The organism is Paenibacillus sp. ClWae2A (assembly GCF_032452295.1).
In the GTDB taxonomy this organism is placed as follows: Bacteria; Bacillota; Bacilli; order Paenibacillales; family Paenibacillaceae; genus Paenibacillus.
The window spans coordinates 409,211-429,517 of record NZ_JAULSQ010000001.1; the positions used below are offsets into that span (position 1 = coordinate 409,211).

Here is a 20,307-nt window from a genome sequence, read left to right on the forward strand (position 1 = left end):
TACAACAAAAGTCGCGGAAATCGCGGCTTTTTTGAGTTTTAAATTTTAAATAATACGTTTTGAAGTAAATGTACCATTTTTCGGATTCACAATGTAATATTGGGTTTCGCAAAGCTTACCTAGAGGGTAAGTATTAAAAAGGCTTTTACTGGTTGGAAAAAATGACGGAGGAAAATGTTGCAAGTGGAAAGGCAAAGCATTGATTGTTAATATACAGTAAATAATAACAATCAAATGGGCAGAAGATCGACAAAAAGCATAACAGTAATACCGATTCCAAAGAAAATAATGATTATTCGGACAACACCGAGACGGGGAGGACACATGAAAACAACGAAGATCTCATTTTTTATACTTTCACTGATGCTGCTCCTGGTGAGCGGTCTATCAGGATGGGTAGGGAACGCTGCAGCAGCGTCCGATTCCGGTAAAACCTATGTTATCGGGACTGATGTCACATTTGCTCCATTCGAATATGAAGATGAGAATGGTGATTTTGTTGGTATCGACATGGATTTGCTGGATGCCATCGCCAAAGATCAAAATTTTAAGTATCAAATTAAAGCTCTGGGATTTAACGCAGCTGTACAGGCACTTGAGGCGAATCAAGTCGATGGTGTGATCGCAGGGATGAGTATTACGGATGAGCGAAAAGCAAAATTTGATTTTTCTGATACTTATTTTGAATCAGGTGTCGTTATGGGTGTTAGTGCCAACAATGACACAATTAAGAGTTATGAAGATCTTCGTGGACAGAAGGTAGCCGTGAAAACCGGAACAGAAGGGTTTAGTTTTGCAGAGTCCATCGCTTCAGAGTATGGATTTACGATCGTTCCGTTTGATGAGTCATACCAAATGTATGAAGATGTAAAAACCGGTAATTCCATAGCCTGTTTTGAAGATTATCCTGTACTGGCCTATGGGGTTAATCAGAACAACGGTTTGAAAATTGTTACCAAAAAAGAAGATGGCGCTCCTTACGGATTTGCGGTAAGTAAGGGTAAAAATCAGGAACTTCTGGAGATGTTTAATACAGGTCTTGCGAACATCAAAGCAAACGGTGAGTATAAACGCATTACCGAGACATATCTGGGCGAGAACGCTCCGACTGTTGCTAATCAAGGTCGCTGGGAGCTAATCCAGAAATCCCTTCCCGCACTTTTGAAAGGTCTGGGAAAAACACTCTTATACACGATTGTGTCCCTGTTCTTCGCGTTTATCATCGGTCTGATTTTCGGATTTATGAAGGTGGGACAGAACAAATTCCTTCGTGGTGTTGCCACCGTATATGTGGATATCTTCCGCGGTATTCCGCTGATTGTCCTGGCATTCTTTATCTATTTCGGGATTCCACAGGCGATGGGCTTCACGATGCCATTGTTCTTGGCGGCTATTCTGACACTTAGTCTGAATGCAGGGGCGTACGTAACCGAGATTATCCGAGGCGGGATTCAATCGATTGATCGTGGTCAGATGGAAGCTGCTCGTTCATTGGGCCTTCCTTATCGCAAAGCGATGATAAAGATCGTTATTCCGCAGGCAGTGCGGGTTATGATTCCGTCCTTCATTAACCAGATGGTTATCACGTTGAAGGATACGTCAATCTTGTCCGTTATTGGTCTCGTAGAGTTGACTCAATCGGGTAAAATTGTTATTGCAAGAACGTTCTCCTCTTTTGACATTTGGTTAACGGTTGCTGTTATGTATCTGATTGTCATCATCACATTGACCAAAATTGCTGATTATCTGGAGGTGAAGGTTCGTCGTGGCTAAAATAAAAGTTGAAGGTTTGAAGAAAAGTTTCGGCTCGAATCAGGTCCTCAAGGGAATTGATGTGGCGGTCAACGAAGGAGAAGTTGTCTGTGTCATCGGACCTTCCGGTTCAGGAAAAAGTACGTTCTTGCGCTGCATCAACCAATTGGAAGATATCACAGCTGGTCGAGTTATCGTGGATGATCAGGATCTGAAAGACCCTAAAACCAACATTAATAAAGCGCGGGAAAATATAGGCATGGTATTTCAACATTTTAACCTATTCCCTCATTTTAGCGTCTTGAAAAATATAATGTTTGCGCCAAGAGAATTAGGGGTTTTAAACGCAGAACAGGCTCGAAAAACAGGCCTTAGCCTTCTGGATCGTGTTGGATTGTCTGATAAAGCAGAGAGTTTCCCTAGTCAACTCTCAGGTGGACAAAAACAGCGGGTTGCTATCGCTCGTGCGCTTGCCATGAACCCGGATGTGATGTTATTTGATGAACCGACCTCGGCGCTTGACCCAGAGATGGTAGGCGAAGTTCTCGGTGTAATGAAAGATCTCGCGAGTGAGGGTATGACGATGATCATTGTTACTCATGAGATGGGTTTTGCCCGAGAAGTAGCTGATCGGGTTATCTTTATGGACGGTGGTTATATTGTCGAGCAGGGTACTCCTGCAGAGATATTTGGAAATCCGAAGAATGAACGGACGATCAGCTTTTTGGAAAAGGTACTCTAGCACTGAATAGCATTAACACATTAAAAGTCGCTATTTTAAGCGGCTTTTTTTGTTATATTTATGAGGTGATTTAATAGGCAGCGCGCTCCATCTAGAAATACCAAGCAAATAAGCGAAGAGAGAGGTCAGTACTCTATGGAGAACGTGTCAGATGAAGAACAACTGGAATCCATTCATGCTTTTCAATCAACCATCCTCAAATCGGAAAATGCCTTAGTGAATATGACTCAGAAAAGGAATAACACGGCATTGTTACAAAAACGTCTCCGAGCTTTTTACATCGGTCTAGCACTGTTGGATAAACACTGGAATCAAAAAGCTCATTCATACAACAAGGAAGATATAGCAGAAGCCCGCCTTGTCTTGATTGGATTGTTTCCATCCCTTGAGAACATGTATGCCAAGTCCAAAGAAGGTAGCCCGCAAAAGACTCTTCTGGAAAGAAGGATTAAAGCATTTCATCTGGCCGTTCAAGCCATGGATACATACTGAAATGCTTGTACAATGCATCTTAACGATGAACATGAAATGAGAGAGAGGTCTGTCTAGTGAACGACAGACCTCTCTTTTTCTTTTGTACGCTTAGGAAAACCGATAGAGACGCACACCGTGCGCAGGTACAGTCGTAACTAAGGAGTTCTCTGTAAGTTCAACTGCTTCTCGGCTCCACAATTCGGTACCTTCGGTAATGCCGGACAGTCCAACCTCATCCATGGACAGATGCACAGGTAGAGCATGCTCACCTAAGTTGAATACAGCGACGTAAGAGGAGCCATCCGCATGCTGGGCAGTCCACACAATAAGATCTTCTTTGCGTAAGGCTTCTCTGGCTCCGTAACTCTCGCGATGCATTCGCAGAACCTCACGATTGGTCAACAGGGATAGTGTCCAGTCATCGTTATCTCGTAGTTCACCACCAAAGATGAGCGGGGAACGGAAGATGCTCCACAGCGACATCATCGTCAACTGCTCGTCAGGCGTGAACCGAGTCCAGCGATCTGCTCCACCACCGTCTACAGAACGGATACCGATATGACCCAAAGGCAACATATCACAGTCTGGCCAGCAGCCTGGTTGGGGAACGCCCTGCCAGGTCCGGCAGCGGTCGAACATATCCAATAACAGCGGCCAAAGGTCCCAGAAATCGTCCGTGACACGCCACATGTTGGCATGTTCAGCCAAGAATTCTGAGTATTCCACCGGAGCAGGGCCAGGAGAGAGACTTAGTACCATGGGCCGACCGGAGCGCTCAATCGCTTTGGATATCATTTCGATCTCCGGCTGATGGGTGTCATAGAGCCTTGAAGCAGCAATATCGTCTACCTTCACCAAGTCAATGCCCCATTGTGCATACAGTTCAAAAAGGGAATCGTAGTAGGCTTGTGCTCCTTCTTTGGAGCTATCGACACCATACATATCTGTATTCCACGGACAGATGGAGTTCGGATGAGCAATATCACGCGCAGTGGCAGTTGTACCCAGGATCGGAGTAGCCGCATGTGCAGCTTGACGTGGAATACCGCGCATGATGTGAATGCCAAATTGCAGCCCAAGACTATGGATGTGGTCGGCTAACGGCTTAAATCCCTGTCCGCCTGCAGCGGAGGGAAACCGATTCTCGGCAGGCATAAGCCGCGAATATTCATCCATGATTAGTGGAACGAACGGACGATATTGCGAAGAATTGGCCAAAGGCTCGTACCATTGAATGTCGACCGTAATATAGCTCCAGCCAAAGTCTTTCAGATGTTCTGCCATGTACTCGGCGTTGCCACGAATTTCGTCTTCCGTAACGGCCGCGCCGTAACAATCCCAGCTGTTCCAGCCAAGCGGTGGAGTTGATGCTGCAAGCGTATGATTCATGGGATGCTCCTTTATGGATTAATTATTGCTCTCGCTCAATTCATCATAATAAAGGATTTTATTAATATCTACAGTAATGTTGAGTGTAGAATAGCAAAATATTGCGGTTAGTCGAAGAACAGTTTTCGGTACACAAGACTTTCTCCGCCGCTACGAAATTCGCCTGGTGTAACCCCGGTTATGCTGCGAAAAGCTTTGATAAAATAACTTCCACTGGAATAACCGACTTGCTCGGCGATGACTTCAATGCTAAGCGTAGTTCCGCGCAGCAGTTCCATTGCTTTCTCGGTACGTACACGGGTCAGATAAGCACCAGGCGTCAAGCCTGTACTGGAGGAAAAGCGACGTATAAAATGATATTTGGAAAGGGAAACATGCTCCGCAAGGTGATCGATACTGATCATCTTGGAGTAGTTGTTTTCTATGTATTCAACGGCTATTTGAATGTTCTCAGACCAATTCTCCCTCTTGCGCAATGTTGTTTTCTGTAATCGGGTTAATTCTGTCATGAATTGATATACGCTGGATGATGCGATCAGAGGATCAGTGATTCTGCCTGCCGCCGCATCAGTCACGATCATCCGCAATAGTCGGATGGGTGTACAATCAGCGGGAAGATAGGGAACTTCTCCCGCTTCACGAAGGAATTTTCGCCAATGGGGCAGAATAAGTGTGGGCCTGAACAGCAGGAACAGAAACTCCCAAGGTTCTTTTGATGCTGAATGGTAGTAATAGCGATGTGTCCCTGGAATTTCTGCCAAAAAAGCTTGTCCTGCGGTAACATGATGAACGCGATTATTCGACTCAAATATACCTTCACCCGAAATTGTATATTGGAATAACAGGAGAGGCCCGTCCGAACGTTCGAGTCCATCCCAATGATAAGAAGGATCGGTTATTGAATCACATCCAGCCGCATACAGTACACACAGTTGGAGCTCCTTGTCTTCGACGAATCGAAACCCATAGGTTCCTCTAGGGATATTCATGTCAGCTCTCCTTGTTGCCCTAAATTTTGCGCATTTATGCATTATACCAATACATTGGTTGCTCCTCGATTTTATCAAAACAAAGCTTGTTTGCCATATGTAATGATTCAATGTTATCGGCGTGACAGCACCAGTTCGGTACTAATCCTTTGTGTATACATTCTTGAATAAACCGAACGCCGACAGCTGTAGCCAATCCCTGCATCTTATGTTCCTCAAGTGTGATGATATCGATCTCCGCATAACCACCACCTACATATGGGGAGGAGCAGACGCTAACAATTTCACTATCTCGAGTAATAAAATGCGCAATACCATTAGCAATAAAGTGCGGTACAGAGTCCCATACAATTGAATAGTAGGAGTAAAAATCCTTAATGTACTTCGTTGCGATGGATGGATTTAATCCTACGAGTTTAAAGTGTTTACCTAAAGTGAGAGTATCTCCTTGGTATCTCTTGGTAAACTTCATCTTATTGAACGAAAAATATGTGCGTTTGATTTTCTTTGCGTTCGGTAATTCATAGTTATCAAGTAAATCGATCCAATCTTCCGAAAATAGTGCCAGTGCATAAAAATCTATTTTATGATTCTGTTTGTTTATTAAAAATCGAATGACGTCATCATTAAATTTTGGATTGCTCGCCGTCCCCAGTAGACAGTAAAAACCACCACAGCTTGTGATCAGGGCTGAAGTTATGTTGTGCTTGTTGTTTACGTATACAGTTCCTTGTTGTTTTTGCTCAAGTACGGAATACACAAATACAGCTTTATTCTTGATCTCTATGAGAAGAGGAAGTATCAAGTGAACCTCTTGCCATGTTAGAATTTCCAAAACTACACCTTCCTTTGCGCTTATCATGCTTATATAGGGTAGAATTTCTCGTCTCGAGCAGAATGGATAAAGCGATTGATCAATTAAAGATGTAAACTAACCACTAATACATAATCAGTTCAGTTTTACTGCGCTCCGCGAATGAAAATATCTACTAGTCTTTGGCCTAGTGAAAAATTGGAACCATATTTATGCAGGTTATCTTCCCGATTACCCATTAACATCAATGTCGAGAAGGTCTCTGCCAGGAAAAACGGATCGTCCGTCCGCAGTCTGTTTTCATCCATTGCCCGTTGGAAATGGGAGGCTAATACTTCGTGAATCTGATGCTCGGCGTTGCGTATATCCTGAATTTGAGCTGGGTCAAGAAAAGGCTCAGCTTCTCTGAGCATGGTTTCAATCTCAGCATGTGGATTGCCCAGTCTAGCCTCTGCCAAATGCACAAGCCCCGACTCCAGATTTTCGGCCTGATCTAGCATATGCGAGGTTAACCGGCTCACATTCTGTAGCATCGTTGTAAAGGCAACCTTAAACAGCTCTGGTTTGCTTGTGAAATGATAATAAATGGTTGGTTTTGACACGTTACATGTTTTGCCAATTTGATGAAGTGTGACTGTTTCGTAGCCATACTCCATGAATAGCTTTGAAGCTGTGTGAATAATCGTTTGCTGAATTGAGATATCGTCGTCGCCGTGTTTGGGTCTTCCAGGCAAACGTTTGGGTGATTTTTCTGTCATTGGACTTCCCTCCATGAATATTTTATGACAAATAACGATAGTTAGCAAAATCAGCTTGTAATTATACTTACCGGTAAGTATAATTTATGGAGAGTTAAAAAGACATATCATTATCCTCATAATAAGGTGGTTTTAAGGTTGAAAACAGCACAACATACTAACAAATGGAAAAAGATAATCTTGTGGACGATGTTGTCCATCGTTATCATCGTAGCTGGAGTTTTCGTATATCTCAATTCGGTTACGTATAGTCCCTCTGAGCGAGCTGAAGTCGCGATGACAAGTGATGCTCAGGTTAATGTCACCAAGATGAAGGACGGTTACAGATTTGAACCCGTGGGTACAGAGATAACCGAACCGAATATTATTTTTTATCCAGGCGGTCTGGTTGAACCTGAAAGTTATTCTCCACTTGCCAGAGAAATGGCAGAACAGGGTCATCGAGTTTACATCGCAAACATGCCAATAAACTTGGCGATTTTCGGTCAGAACAAGGCTGATTCCTTTATCGAGGAACATCCTAACGAAGCCTTTGTTATTGGCGGCCATTCATTGGGAGGGTCATTCGCATCACGGTATGCTGCCGAGCATACGGAGAAGTTGAAAGGCGTCTTTTTCTTGGCTTCTTATGCAGATGAAGGAGGGAGCGTGAAGAATACGGATTGGTCTATTTTACAGATTACAGGTTCGGATGACGGAGTGCTTAACTGGGAAGACTGGGAGAACTCCAAAGCAAATCTTCCGGAAGACACGACATATGTGAGTATTGAGGGTGGAAATCACGGTCAATTTGGCTCATATGGCATGCAAAAAGGAGATAATCAACCTGCAATTACGGAAGAAAAGCAGTTGGAAGAGGTAGTTATAGCCCTAGAGAACTGGATGGGCAAATTAAAATAATGTACTAAATGAATGTGTTGAATGGTAATGATCGTGGTACGATTAAAGTCGCTATTTTAGCGGCTTTTTTTGTTGTAGTATAAGAATAATGCTTCAATGGAACAGGGTAACGGCTGTTATCGATTGAATTTAACTCAATGATCGGCTTATATAATTGCTTTAATTACCACAAATCGTTAACATTAGAAGCATTGTCATCGAAGTAACAGCAAAACGAAGGGCAGCAAGAGCAAGAACATCAAAAGGAGAAAAGATTATGTTTTTCAGAAAATTTGCTTACACATTATTGATCATCCTCGCTGCATTATTGTTCTCAGGTTGTACGTCAGAGTCTTTACGTGATCTCGGTTCACCTCAAGTTTCGGAGGATATGGGATTTGATGAGGTTGCCAATTATATCTCGGAGCACAATGAACTCCCACCAAATTACATTACCAAGAAAGAAGCAAGAGATCTGGGATGGGAACCAAGCGAAGGTAACCTGCGAGAAGTTGCTCCAGGCAAAAGCATCGGCGGCGACGTGTTCGGAAACCGGGAAGGACTACTTCCCAAGAAAAAAGGCCGCATATGGTATGAAGCCGATATAAATTACTCAGGAGGACGGCGCGGAAGCGACCGAATTCTATACTCAAATGATGGTCTAATCTTCCAGACGACAGATCATTACAAGTCATTTGAACAGATAAAATAAACGGAGGAAATGATATGAGCATCATTCAGATTAACGGAAACGACTTTCATAGCAAGGAAGAGCTTCATCAAATTTTGCAGAACCAGCTTGATTTAGACGAGAGCTATGGAGGCAATTTGGACGCTCTATGGGATGTCTTGACTGGGGCTGTAAGCATGCCGCTTACTGTTCAATGGATTGGTTTCGAGAAAAGCAAAGAGATTCTTGGAGATTACGCTGACCAACTCATGGAATTGTTGCGGGAAGTTGAAGGGGAGATCCAAGGATTTACGTTGGAATTATATTATTGAAAAGTAGGTTTGGCTTTATGAGGCGATGGGCAACCATCGCTTTTTTGGTCTTCACATTTTTACTGAGACTCATGTCTAGATCATGCTATTTTCATGGCTTAATAATCAAGGTTGGGGTTATTAGACTTCCTTATACTTTAAGCATGGAATAGGGTAGGCAGGATTGCAATCGTTTACTAACGGTTGAATATGTAAGCGTATACTATTTCAAAGCGAACCATCGTAATGTCTGGATTGGTTATTATGACTAACACCATTTAGGGGGCAGAAAAATAATGAGAGCCATTTCAAAATTGCTAGGAGCATGTCTCGTAACAAGTGTTGTGTTAATTTCCGCCGGTTGCGGAAACGCTGGAGAGAATTCAGAATCAAATACGAGTGATCCCAACAGCCCGATCACCTTTACCTTCTTCGGCGCAGATGCAAGTCCGAACTGGAACAAAATGCAGGATGTGGTAGGCAAGAAAATTACGGAAGAAACCGGTGTAAGCATTGATGCTGAATTCGATATTTCGAGCGGAGGCGGAAACGACCGCATTTCCCTGATGGCTGCCAGCGGCGATTATCCGGATTTGATTTTCCCCAAAGGTAACTTGACCAGACTCGTTGATGCGGGGGCAATGATTGATTTGACGGATCTGATCGAAGAACACGCCCCCAATTTGAAAAAGATCTACGGTGAGCACTTCAATCGGTTGAAATACAGCAATGACGATCCTTCAATCTATTGGATTCCAACGAATGGTGCAATCGATCAGGTCAGCTTTGATGCGACGAATGGTACTGCCATTCAACATCGTGTAGTTAAGGAACTCGGGTATCCTGAGATCAAAACCTTAAACGATTTCGAAAAAGTGCTGCGTGAATATTACGAGAAACATCCGACCACAGATGATGGCCAACCCACAATTCCGCTGACGCTTAGTGCAGATGGATGGCGGCGAATGATCACTGTTACTGATCCCGCTGTCATGTCTACTGGAGGACCTGGAGATGGTGAGTATTTCATCAATCCGGATACCTACGAAGCCGTTCTGCATTACAAACGTCCCGAGGAGAAGGAATATTTCCGGTGGTTGAACAAGATGTACAATGAAGGCTTGCTGGACAAGGACAGTTTTGTTCAGAAGGATGACCAGTATAAGTCCAAAATCGCCAGTGGTCGCGTGTTATCCTTGCTTGATCCAAGCTGGGGATTCAGTGATGCGGAAAATGCTTTGAAAAGTGCAGGAAAAGATGATATGACCTACGGATTCTATCCGGTAACGCTAGATGACAGTTTTCAGCGTAAAGATTTCCAGAATATCGGCTTTGATGGTTATGGCATTGGCATAACAGTCGATTGTGAAGATCCTGTCCGTGCCATCAAATTTTTGGATTGGATGTCTTCTGAAGAAGGGCAAGTATTGAGAAACTGGGGCGTTGAAGGCGAGCAATATAATGTGGAAGACGGCGTTCGCACCATCCCGGCCGATGTACAGGAACGTAAAAACAAAGACAATAACACATTCACCAAAGAAACCGGAGTAGGCTTGTATTACATTTTTGGTGCTCACTACGGGGATGGCGTCAAAGATTCAACGGATAACTACTATACAACCAATTATCCTGAACAGATTCAGCAAAGTTATTCTGATGAGGAAAAAGAAGCTTTGAAAGGTTATGGCATCACTACATGGAAGGACTTGTTCCCTTCCGAAAAGGAGTTTCCGGTGAAAGAGTGGGGTGCTGCTTACAATATGCCGATTCCTTCGGATAGCGGGGATTATAACGTTGTGTATCAGAAAACGCAGGATATTATTCAGAAACGGATCGCCGAAGCGATTACATCCTCTCCAAGTGCCTTTGAAGGCATATATGACAATATGATTACCGAACTTGATAATGCAGATGCAGTAGCCATGGAAGAGCAGTATACGGAGTGGATTAAAGATCGCGTTAGATTGTGGACGGGTAAAGAGATCAATTAACTAGCGGATACGATCACAATAATGAATTGTTTGCAGATCCAAAGTATATCAAGAACTAAAAAACATCGAGCCATGCAGGATGGTTCGATGTTTTCAGTTTACATTGAATGAACTTGTCATTATTGTGGTAATGCTTCAATTGCATCACGTCTTTGTTTGATATATTTACCGGGGGAGATGCCGACCATTTTGGTAAAACTGCGAATAAAATTGGCATAGTCACTAAAGCCCGATTGAAAGCATGCATCCGTAATACTCAATCCTTCAGACAGGTGGAATTTGGCCCGTTCAATACGACGACCCAAAATGTAGGAACGGATCGTCAATCCAGTGTGCTTTTTGAACTGGCGGCTGATATAAGTACTGTTCATGTAGAACACTTCAGCAAGTTTACGAAGCGTAATATCTTGATTTAGATGTGTTTCAATATAATCCATGGTTTCACGAACCAGTTCAGGCATAATGTCATTGGGAACAAAGGAATTGTTATGAAACCAGACGTTAATCATGACCAACAATTGGGCGACGACTGCATTTATTTTGATATCGGTGCCATAAGCATCGGAAGCAAGCAATCCTTCCAGTTCGTTCGTACATTGCAGCATCTGCTTCAAGTTATAGTCGTCTAAATGTACAATGTTGCCTGTTCCTTTGGGGCGATGATCAAAACATGCCGATAGATTGGTTGATGGTGTGGAAAGCTGAAATAGATATGTTTTTTTGAGATTGATTGTAATTCGCTCATACTCAGATTCATCCAGAATAAAGGCTCGGTGCATCTCCTCGGGTGACATCACAAGCAAATCACCAGGCTGTACATGGTAGCATCGATTTTCTATATAAAAGTGAACGTTGCCACGAAGAAACAGGTAGATCTCGTATGCATTATGGCGATGATAGATCGTTTCCAGCTTATACGTCGTTACGCTGTGCAGATATAAGAGCTCAGGCTGGATAGGATCATAAAAACACTCAGAGGATCCACTCATGAAGTACCTCCCGTCATTTCACGCAATAAATAGAGCGGTTAACGCAATGAAATTGTACTCTGCTTACCTTAAAATGTAATCATCCTATCATGATACCTTTTGTATTGCAAACGCTTTCTCTGAAAAAGTACAACTAAAACGATTATAGGGGGATTCTTTTGATGAATCATCACTCTACACCACATGCTGGTGAGCAAAAGCAAGACCAAGCCGCCAATCTGGAGAGTATTCCAGGGGGAATTGGAAAGCTTCGTCCCAACGGTAACCCTCTGGTGGCCCACAAATTCGGAGCCGATCCCTATGCTTTGGTATTTAACAATCGAGTCTACTTATATATGACTAGTGATAAGTTGGAATATGATAAGGACGGTCTTCCTCAGAAAAACAGCTACAGTTCAATCAACCGGATTACGGTCATTTCTTCGGATGACTTAATCAACTGGACCGATCATGGGGAGATCAAAGTTGCTGGACCTCAAGGCGCAGCAACATGGGCTTCGCAATCCTGGGCCCCGGCAGCTGCTCATCGAATCTTGGATGGCAAGGACTGTTTCTTTCTTTATTTCGCCAACAATGCCAGTGGAATTGGTGTATTGTCTGCACCAACACCTGTTGGTCCATGGATAGACCCTATAGGAAAAGCACTTATTACAAGGGAGACTCCGGGAGTGGAGGAAGTAACCTGGCTATTCGATCCGGCTGTCATTGTAGATGATGATCATCAGGCCTACATATACTTCGGTGGTGGTATTCCACAGGGGAAAGCAGAAAGACCGGATACGGCAAGAGTTATGCGATTGGGAGATGACATGATCAGCGTTGTTGGCAAAGCGAAGGTTATTCAGGCGCCTTATATGTTTGAAGATTCAGGGATACATAAATATAATAATAGTTACTACTTTACGTATTGTTCCAATTTTGTTGTAGGTGAACGGCCAGAGGGCAGCCCACCACCTGGTGAAATTGCATATATGACCAGTGTTCAGCCAATGGGGCCATGGACATATCAGGGTACGCTACTCCAGAATCCAGGACACTTTTTTGATATTGGCGGCAACAACCACCATGCTATATTTCAACTATCTGATCAATGGTACATTGCCTATCATGCCCAGACATTATGCCAAGCCATGGATATTCCCGAAGGTTACCGTTCAACGCATCTGAATCGAGTCGAACATGATTCGGCCACGGGTAAGATCAAGAAGGTACATGCAGATTATCAGGGCGTAGATCAGATCAAGTGCTTCGATCCCTATGGGCGGGTAAGCGGTTCAACGATTGGATGGAGTAGCAGAGTATCAACAGAGCAATACCTTGATTCTGGTGAGATGTCTGCATCAGATTCGAATATAATTTCCGCTAAACTGCAAAATGACAGCTGGATAGCAATATCTAAGGTCGACTTTGAAAGTGCAGGACCCACAACCTTCACAGCCACGATTGCGAATCAAGGAACCGAAGGTACGTTGGAACTTCGACTTGATCGTGCGGACGGACCGTTAATTGGAGAAATCATTGTTCCGCCTGCGACCGGATCTCTTCAATGGATGGAACTAACAACCAAAGTTACGGGTGCAACAGGTGTGCAAAACTTATATATTAAGCTTAAAAGTTCAACAGACAGCTCAACCATCCTTTTAAGAGAATGGAAGTTTAACAGAAAAAATGAGGTGTAATTAAAGCATGTATCCGAATCCGATTATTTGGGCCGATTACCCTGATCTTGACGTTATTCGCGTAGAGGACACATATTATATGGTCAGTACAACCATGCATATGATGCCGGGATGTGTCATCCTGCGTTCATATGACCTGATCCATTGGGAAGTAGCCACATATGTATACGACACATTGGACAATACACCTGCCCAACGGCTGGTGGATGGTCATCACGTTTATAGTAAAGGCATGTGGGCTGCATCGCTCCGCTATCATCAAGGGATGTTCTATGTGATCTTTGTTGCGAATGATACCCGGAAAACATACTTTTATACGTCCCCCACCATCTCGGGAGTGTGGAAGAAGCAGATCGTGGAAGGGTTTTACCATGATTGCTCCTTATTCTTTGACGATGATGAGCGAGCATATCTCGTGTATGGTAATACCGAGATCTATCTGACCGAATTAAGCTCTGACCTGTCCGGGCCCAAACCTGGTGGAATGCATCGCTTGATCGTAAAAGACGAGCAGCCTCATCACCTTGGTTATGAAGGAGCACATTTTTACAAGATCAATGGTAAATATATTGTGTTCCTGATTCATATAACGAAAGCTTCCGGACGTAGAACACAGGCGTTTTATATGGCAGACTCTCTGGAAGATGCCTTCACTGGTGGAGAAGTATTCAATGACGATATGGATTATTTCAATTCAGGTGTTGCTCAGGGCGGTATCGTGGATACGCCGGATGGAGACTGGTATGCAATGCTGTTTCAGGATCATGGGGCTGTTGGCCGGGTTCCTGTTTTGGTTCCGCTACACTTTGATCAAGGTAAACCGGTGTTTGCAAGCAAAGCGCCGAAGCAGATTGATATTCCGAGCACGAGACCAGAGCACCGTTATAACCCGTTAGTGGGTAGCGACAGTTTCAATTATGAACTCGAGAAAGATGGAAGCATCCGCCTCCGTGATTTTTGGCAATGGAATCATACACCTAATCATGAACTCTGGTCCGTTACAGAGAAATCGGGGGTGTATCGTGTTCGAACGGGACAGATCAGCCCAAATCTGACGTTTGCGGTAAACACACTAACCCAGCGTTCAATGGGGCCCGCTTGCGAAGCAATAGTTACGCTTGACAGCAGTCGTCTGAATGATGGGGATTATGCCGGGTTGTGCTTTCTGATCGGTTCGTACGGTATGATCGCTCTCACGAAGCAGGATAGCAAGTTTTACTTTGTCATGCATGCCAGAGATAGTGAGGATTCAACCATATTTGGCAATCTGATCGACCAGAAGCCAGCCACTGAACATGAACGTATCCCGGTATCAGATCCAGTAGTTAAACTAAAAGCATTCGGGGATTTTAAGAACAATCTGGATGAGTGCTCTTTTGCCTATTTTGATGGGGTTGAATGGATAGATATAGGGATTGTCCATAAAATGATATATAAATTGGATCATTTTATGGGTTGCCGAATAGGGTTATTTGTATATTCAACGGAAATAGCTGGAGGAACAGCTGACTTTTCGAATTTCCAATATCGCGTGATTAAACCTGATGAGAAACAATGAAAATATGTAAAAGCCGCCCAACGGCGGCTTTTCGTATTCAATGAGTACAAGTTGTTGTACAATGATATGGATTCAAAGTTGACAGAGAGAAGAGAATTGTTCAAACCAAACTGGGGGCATGTCGTCATGTATAAGAGATGTCTGGACATAACAAGATGGACCTTCATTCTGTTCCTTGCTGTGTCGATACCAGCAGGTCATACCGAAGGAAATTCCAAACAATATCATCCACAGCCAGATGGGCAGCAGATTCAACTTCCCGCTACGTTTGAGAGGTATTCTCCTCCCGTATCGGTCTCTTTTGTCAGGGAAACCGGAGATGACCTTGAGCGCATGATTAGTCAGTTACCTGGTGAGACGATGCTGGATAATCGCTGGACTCGTTTGTACGAGAAAGAGCTAGGTATTCAAATTCACTATGACTGGATTGCTAATGGAGATGTATACAATCAGAAGTTGGGTGTATCCCTTGCTGCAGGACGTTTCCCAGATGTGGTAAAAGTAAATCCATATCAACTTAGACAACTGAGCAACGCTGGAATGATCGAGGATTTAACCCATGTGTACCAAGAGTATGCGTCCCCACTTACAAAGAGTATATTGGAGGCGGAGGGAAGAGGCGCATTTGATGCGGCAACCATTGATGGCAAACTCATGGCTATTCCCGAATCATCTTCCTCCATTGAGACTGCGCAGTACCTGTGGATTAGAACCGATTGGTTGGAGCATCTGGGGCTACGGCCGCCAGAAACGATGGAAGAACTTCTCCAGGTTTCGAAAGCGTTTACAGAGGGAGATCCCGACGGGAACGGAGAGCAGGATACTTACGGACTTGCGCTAACGAACCATCTATGGGATCCAGTTATGGGAGCTGCAGGATTGATGTCAGGCTACGGAGCCTACCCGAATATATGGGTTAAAGATGCAGAAGGAAACCTCACTTTTGGAGGCATACAGCCTGAAGTTCGGGAGGCTCTGAAAGCACTGCAAACGTTGTATCGTGAAGGCCAACTTGATCCGGATTTCGGTTATAAGAGTGGAAGCAAGGCGTTTCGTCTGGTTCAGGATGGAAAAATAGGGATGCTCTACGGCGAACAGTGGACCTCCTTTATGCTTCAGACTACCCGTGATACAGATATAGATGTAGAATGGCAGGCATATCCTATTGTTGCAAAGTCGGACCGGAGTTTGTTCGTACCGCTACGTTCCAACACTGGGCAATACTTTGCTGTAAAAAAGGGCTTCTCTAATCCGGAGGTCGTTGTGAAGCTCATGAATCTGCATCTGGACATCAACTGGGGGGATCAGGCAGAGTATGAAACATACTACAATGACGACTCCCGAGCTGTGTGGATGCTTTCACCGGTGACTCCTTTTCCCGGTAATAAAAATATAGATGCATACAAACAAATTCGTGATGCCAGAAGTACAGGAGACTTCTCGGCTCTGCAGAATGAAGCTCTCGCCATTCACAAACGAATTGTGGCCTATGAATTGGAAGCTGTTGAGAGCGGCTGGGGCTGGAAACAAACCTATGGGCCTTCGGGTGCTTTTAGCATTGCAGATTCTTACGAGAAGAACGGCCAACTTCTCTACGATCAGTTCACAGGCGGAATTACGGACACGATGGTTGATCGACAAATTATTCTTCGGGATCTTCAGCTTGAAGCCTATATGAACTTTATTCTAGGCAGGTCGATAGATGAGTTTGATCAATTCGTCGAGAACTGGCGCAAGCTGGGGGGAGATCAGATCACATCGGAAGTTAACGCGTGGTTTCGCACCAGCAAGCCAAAGAAGCGCTAATGTTCACTTTACTCATACAAGGAACCCACTCAGCCTTTGGCATTGGAGGTGAATGCATTGATCAAGATCCCTGCTAAATCATGGCTTAACAGTATATTTGCGCGATTAATAATCACCTATCTGGTATTTGTGCTCCCCCTTATTCTTCTTGGCGTGTATCTGTATCATTGGAGTTATGACAATGCAAGCCAGGAAATATCGTTGTCAACGGAGAGACGGTTGAACCAATATGTGTTGGAATTGAACAGAGAGATGGAATGGATGGAATTACAGCAGTTTGATATCGTTGAGGATCGAAAACTCAATCGTCTCGCCATTCTGTGGGACATGATGGATCAGGTTGAGCGGCGTGATACATTAAATTACCTGACTGAACGACTCGCTTCATTCAAGAATAGCACTGCTTATATCAAAAACGTTCATGTACATATCCCTTCTGTCGGCAAGAGTATATCCGCGATTCAAGGCATCGATGATTTCGATAAAAGTTCATATCTATACTTCAGTTCAGGCATGCAAGGAAAAGGTACCCGCTTCACTGTGAAAGAAGACGCCTTGAACTTGAGTGCCGTCAGGCTGACGGGTACGAGAGGAGAACCCCCGCTTTTTGTCATTCAAGTGGAGCTGGATACAGACCATTTTCAGAATGAACTCACACGGCTTAATTTGTACCCGGAGAGTTCAACTTTTCTGATTGAGGACAAAACGGGGCATGCCATCACAGATAAGCAACAAGCTAGTGTTGTTCTCGCGAATTATCGTGAGCACAGTGTAAAAGGTACACTTGATGGTTTTCGAATGAAAGTGGGGGACACCATGTATCACGTTAGTCAGCTGCATGTGGACTCCCTGGGCTTATCCGTAGCTACATATCTACCCGAGGCAATTGTTACCAAGCCACTTAGCAAGTTCTATCATTGGGCCTGGCTGTTTGCAATTACATCATTTGTTGCCATCACGGCGTATCTCTATTCAAGTTACAAGTTGATTCACATCCCGTTACTGTTGTTGGTGAAAAGATTCAAAAAAATGGAGGGAGGCATGCTTGATGTCCCCATCGCACATAATCGTAAGGATGAATTTGGCTTCCTCTACACCCGTTTCAATCTAATGATTGAAAATCTTCAATCCCTGATCGACCGAGATTTCAAGAAAACACTGATGATGCAGCGGGCCGAGTTGAAACAACTCCAATCCCAGATTAATCCTCATTTTCTGTACAATAGCTTCTTTATTCTGAATTCACTAGCAAGGACAGGGGAAACCGAACGTATTGAGCAATTCACGAACATGCTCGGAGAGTATTTCAGGTTCATTACCCGGAATGAAACAGATCATGTGAAGTTGAAAGTGGAAGTTGAGCATTCACGAATCTATACAGAGATTCAACAATTACGATTCTCCAGACGAATCAAAGTTGATTTTGGGTCACTACCTGTTGAGATGGAACATATTAAAGTTCCCAGACTCATTATTCAACCTATTATTGAGAATGCATATGAACACAGCCTTGAAAAGAATACGGACTCCGGTCTTCTAATTATTGGGTTTAATATGGAAGGTTCATATGCCGAGATCACCGTAGAGGATAATGGAAATGAGTTGGAAGAGCAACACATTCAAGCTCTTCAACAACGCTTGCATAAGGACGGAGGTACAGACGAAATGACCGCGTTAATCAATATTCATCGTCGTCTGGTCCTGACGTATGGAGAAGGAAGTGGCCTTTTCCTATCCAGAAGTGAACTGCAAGGATTAAAAGTCACAATTCGAATCCAGTGGAAAGAGGGAGAAAACGAATGTATCGACTTTTGATTGTAGATGACGAGGAGATTATTACGGATAGTCTCTATGAAACGTTCGCCAGACATATACCCGACGAGCTTGACGTATGTAAGGCCTACTCTGCAACAGAAGCATTGTCATGGATGCAACGTTCGAGAATTGACATTGTTCTAACGGACATCCGCATGCCGGGCATGAGTGGCTTGGAACTGACGGAGCGGATTCAAGCCAGTTGGCCGAATTGTCGCGTCATTTTTCTGACAGGACATAGCGATTTTGATTATGCTTATCAAGCTTTTCAGATGGCCAATGTGCGTTACTTGCTCAAAACGGAAGGTTATGACAAGGTGATGTCGGTTGTCGAAGATGTGATGGAAGAGATTCGGCGAAGTCACAGCATGCTTGAGTTGTTGGAACATTCTCATAAAGTCAACTCGCAGCTTGCACTGATTCAGCAAAAAGAGTATTTGCGGAAGCTGCTTCAAGATTGTACAGCGGTTATAGCTTCTACTATGGATATGCAGGACGAATTATCCAAACGAGATATAAGATTACAGATCAACGCGCCTGTTTATCTCATACTGGGTCGGTTCAATAATCCGCCAGAAAAAGGTTCGGACCTCACACAAGTTCAGGAATCTGTTCGCATTATCGGCTCCTCTTTGATGAATGAGCGTACAGTTTGCGCAAGTGTAACGGACCATTATGGGGATACGATCTGGCTGCTTCAGCCGAAGCAGGAGGAAGAGATGACTAATGATAAACTTGTGCGATTTCTAGAAGGTACACTGGAACTGGTACAGGAAGCATGCATGGCATCACTCGACGTATCCATTGCTTTTTCATTAAGTAGTCGAAGCTGTAATTGGTCCGAGTTAACCAAACAATATGAACGTCTCCGCTTACTCCAATGGATGAAAATTGGGGATGGCGTATCCATGGTACTCACGGATCATCGCAATGATCTCTCATCTGATGTACCCAAAGAATCCATGCGGATCTCAAACCGGATCGAGATTATGTCAGGATATTTGGAAACGGGACGAATTCAGCCTTTTTACGATATATTTGAGGAGCTTGCAGGCGAACTGCTGCAACAGGATATTACGATGGAACGTGCCATGGAGACATACTACAATCTGGCCTTATTATTGCATTCAACGATCAATCGTTGGGGTCTTCAACAGAAGATCCCGGATCAACGAAGCTTGCTGCACTTAGGGGAGTATACATGCATGAAGGATGCAGTACAATTTTTATATCGTGCTGCCGATGAATTAGTCCGCTACAAAAGATCAAATGAACAGGAACGCGCTAACGTTGTAATTCATTCCTTATGCAGTTACGTCAAGGAGAACCTGGAGAAAGATCTTTCTCTGGTGAGACTGGCAGAACTTCATCATTTTAATCCATCCTATCTGTCGCGATTCTTTAAGCAGGAAATGGGAATCAACGTATCAGAGTTCATTGACGACTGCCGAATACGGAAAGCCAAAGAATTGCTTCAGAACACAAATCTTATGGTACGTGAGGTCGCACTTCAAGTGGGGTACGAGGCTGCACATTCGTTTACCCGACTTTTTAAAAAAATAACGGGAATGACTCCCCAAGAGTACCGAGAATCCCTTTTGGTACGTTAATGGTGAATACTCTGGAATTGACCAAACCCAAACAACCACAAAAAAACGCAGGAAGAAGAATACATCCTGCGTTTTTTTGTG

17 protein-coding genes are annotated in these 20,307 nt (G+C 43.8%); 12 read left to right on the top strand and 5 right to left on the bottom strand.

The window, feature by feature from the left end; all coding sequences use genetic code 11:
* Nucleotides 1–324: 324 nt before the first annotated feature.
* The 3 genes from QVE09_RS01675 to QVE09_RS01685 all read left to right on the top strand — a co-directional run bounded on the left by QVE09_RS01675 (nucleotide 325) and on the right by QVE09_RS01685 (nucleotide 2,986).
* Nucleotides 325–1,773: an amino acid ABC transporter substrate-binding protein/permease gene (locus tag QVE09_RS01675; RefSeq protein ID WP_315935381.1), complete on the top strand. Its 1,449-nt coding sequence runs from the start codon at nucleotides 325–327 to the stop codon at nucleotides 1,771–1,773.
* Nucleotides 1,766–2,494: an amino acid ABC transporter ATP-binding protein gene (locus QVE09_RS01680; RefSeq protein ID WP_315935382.1), complete on the top strand. Its 729-nt coding sequence runs from the start codon at nucleotides 1,766–1,768 to the stop codon at nucleotides 2,492–2,494. The genes QVE09_RS01675 and QVE09_RS01680 overlap by 8 nt, the downstream gene beginning before the upstream one ends.
* A 135-nt stretch (nucleotides 2,495–2,629) precedes the next feature.
* Nucleotides 2,630–2,986 (top strand): hypothetical protein, encoded by a 357-nt coding sequence (locus tag QVE09_RS01685; protein WP_315935383.1) that lies wholly within the window; start codon nucleotides 2,630–2,632, stop codon nucleotides 2,984–2,986.
* Between the two features lie 90 nt (nucleotides 2,987–3,076).
* Here QVE09_RS01685 and QVE09_RS01690 read toward each other — a convergent pair whose 3' ends face one another.
* From QVE09_RS01690 to QVE09_RS01705, 4 genes are all read right to left on the bottom strand, one after another.
* On the bottom strand, nucleotides 3,077–4,357 hold the full coding sequence (locus QVE09_RS01690; RefSeq protein WP_315935384.1) for a glycoside hydrolase family 27 protein: 1,281 nt from the start codon (nucleotides 4,355–4,357) through the stop codon (nucleotides 3,077–3,079).
* Between the two features lie 107 nt (nucleotides 4,358–4,464).
* Nucleotides 4,465–5,346 carry an AraC family transcriptional regulator gene (locus QVE09_RS01695; protein WP_315935385.1) on the bottom strand — a complete coding sequence of 294 codons (882 nt, stop codon included), beginning with the start codon at nucleotides 5,344–5,346 and terminating at the stop codon, nucleotides 4,465–4,467.
* Between the two features lie 34 nt (nucleotides 5,347–5,380).
* The gene (locus QVE09_RS01700; protein WP_315935386.1) at nucleotides 5,381–6,181 is read right to left on the bottom strand and encodes a GNAT family N-acetyltransferase; all 801 of its coding nucleotides are present in this window, start codon (nucleotides 6,179–6,181) and stop codon (nucleotides 5,381–5,383) included.
* Nucleotides 6,182–6,306: 125 nt separating this feature from the next.
* Entirely contained in the window at nucleotides 6,307–6,918 is a 612-nt protein-coding gene (locus QVE09_RS01705) for a TetR/AcrR family transcriptional regulator (RefSeq protein ID WP_315935387.1), read from the bottom strand.
* A 138-nt stretch (nucleotides 6,919–7,056) separates the two neighbouring features.
* On the opposite strand from QVE09_RS01705, the gene QVE09_RS01710 reads away from it, so the two are divergent.
* The 4 genes from QVE09_RS01710 (at nucleotide 7,057) to QVE09_RS01725 (ending at nucleotide 10,769) form a co-directional block, all read left to right on the top strand.
* Nucleotides 7,057–7,818 carry an alpha/beta fold hydrolase gene (locus QVE09_RS01710; protein ID WP_315935388.1) on the top strand — a complete coding sequence of 254 codons (762 nt, stop codon included), beginning with the start codon at nucleotides 7,057–7,059 and terminating at the stop codon, nucleotides 7,816–7,818.
* A 256-nt stretch (nucleotides 7,819–8,074) separates the two neighbouring features.
* The gene (locus QVE09_RS01715) at nucleotides 8,075–8,509 is read left to right on the top strand and encodes a ribonuclease domain-containing protein (RefSeq protein ID WP_315935389.1); all 435 of its coding nucleotides are present in this window, start codon (nucleotides 8,075–8,077) and stop codon (nucleotides 8,507–8,509) included.
* Between the two features lie 14 nt (nucleotides 8,510–8,523).
* On the top strand, nucleotides 8,524–8,799 hold the full coding sequence (locus tag QVE09_RS01720; RefSeq protein ID WP_315935390.1) for a barstar family protein: 276 nt from the start codon (nucleotides 8,524–8,526) through the stop codon (nucleotides 8,797–8,799).
* A gap of 275 nt (nucleotides 8,800–9,074) precedes the next feature.
* Nucleotides 9,075–10,769, top strand: coding sequence for an ABC transporter substrate-binding protein (locus QVE09_RS01725; RefSeq protein WP_315935391.1), 1,695 nt, complete (start codon nucleotides 9,075–9,077; stop codon nucleotides 10,767–10,769).
* 119 nt (nucleotides 10,770–10,888) lie between these two features.
* On the opposite strand, the gene QVE09_RS01730 is transcribed toward QVE09_RS01725, so the two are convergent.
* Entirely contained in the window at nucleotides 10,889–11,758 is an 870-nt protein-coding gene (locus QVE09_RS01730; protein ID WP_315935392.1) for an AraC family transcriptional regulator, read from the bottom strand.
* 161 nt (nucleotides 11,759–11,919) lie between these two features.
* On the opposite strand from QVE09_RS01730, the gene QVE09_RS01735 reads away from it, so the two are divergent.
* The 5 genes from QVE09_RS01735 to QVE09_RS01755 all read left to right on the top strand — a co-directional run bounded on the left by QVE09_RS01735 (nucleotide 11,920) and on the right by QVE09_RS01755 (nucleotide 20,226).
* A complete protein-coding gene (locus QVE09_RS01735; protein WP_315935393.1) occupies nucleotides 11,920–13,437 on the top strand; it encodes a glycoside hydrolase family 43 protein in 1,518 nt (505 codons plus the stop codon).
* 7 nt (nucleotides 13,438–13,444) lie between these two features.
* Complete coding sequence (locus QVE09_RS01740; RefSeq protein WP_315935394.1) at nucleotides 13,445–14,995, top strand: glycoside hydrolase family 43 protein; 1,551 nt, start codon at nucleotides 13,445–13,447, stop codon at nucleotides 14,993–14,995.
* Nucleotides 14,996–15,121: 126 nt separating this feature from the next.
* The gene (locus tag QVE09_RS01745) at nucleotides 15,122–16,801 is read left to right on the top strand and encodes an extracellular solute-binding protein (protein ID WP_315935395.1); all 1,680 of its coding nucleotides are present in this window, start codon (nucleotides 15,122–15,124) and stop codon (nucleotides 16,799–16,801) included.
* Between the two features lie 48 nt (nucleotides 16,802–16,849).
* Complete coding sequence (locus tag QVE09_RS01750) at nucleotides 16,850–18,616, top strand: sensor histidine kinase (protein WP_397387005.1); 1,767 nt, start codon at nucleotides 16,850–16,852, stop codon at nucleotides 18,614–18,616.
* Nucleotides 18,601–20,226 carry a response regulator gene (locus QVE09_RS01755; protein WP_315935397.1) on the top strand — a complete coding sequence of 542 codons (1,626 nt, stop codon included), beginning with the start codon at nucleotides 18,601–18,603 and terminating at the stop codon, nucleotides 20,224–20,226. Before QVE09_RS01750 ends, QVE09_RS01755 begins: the two co-directional genes overlap by 16 nt.
* Nucleotides 20,227–20,307: the final 81 nt, after the last annotated feature.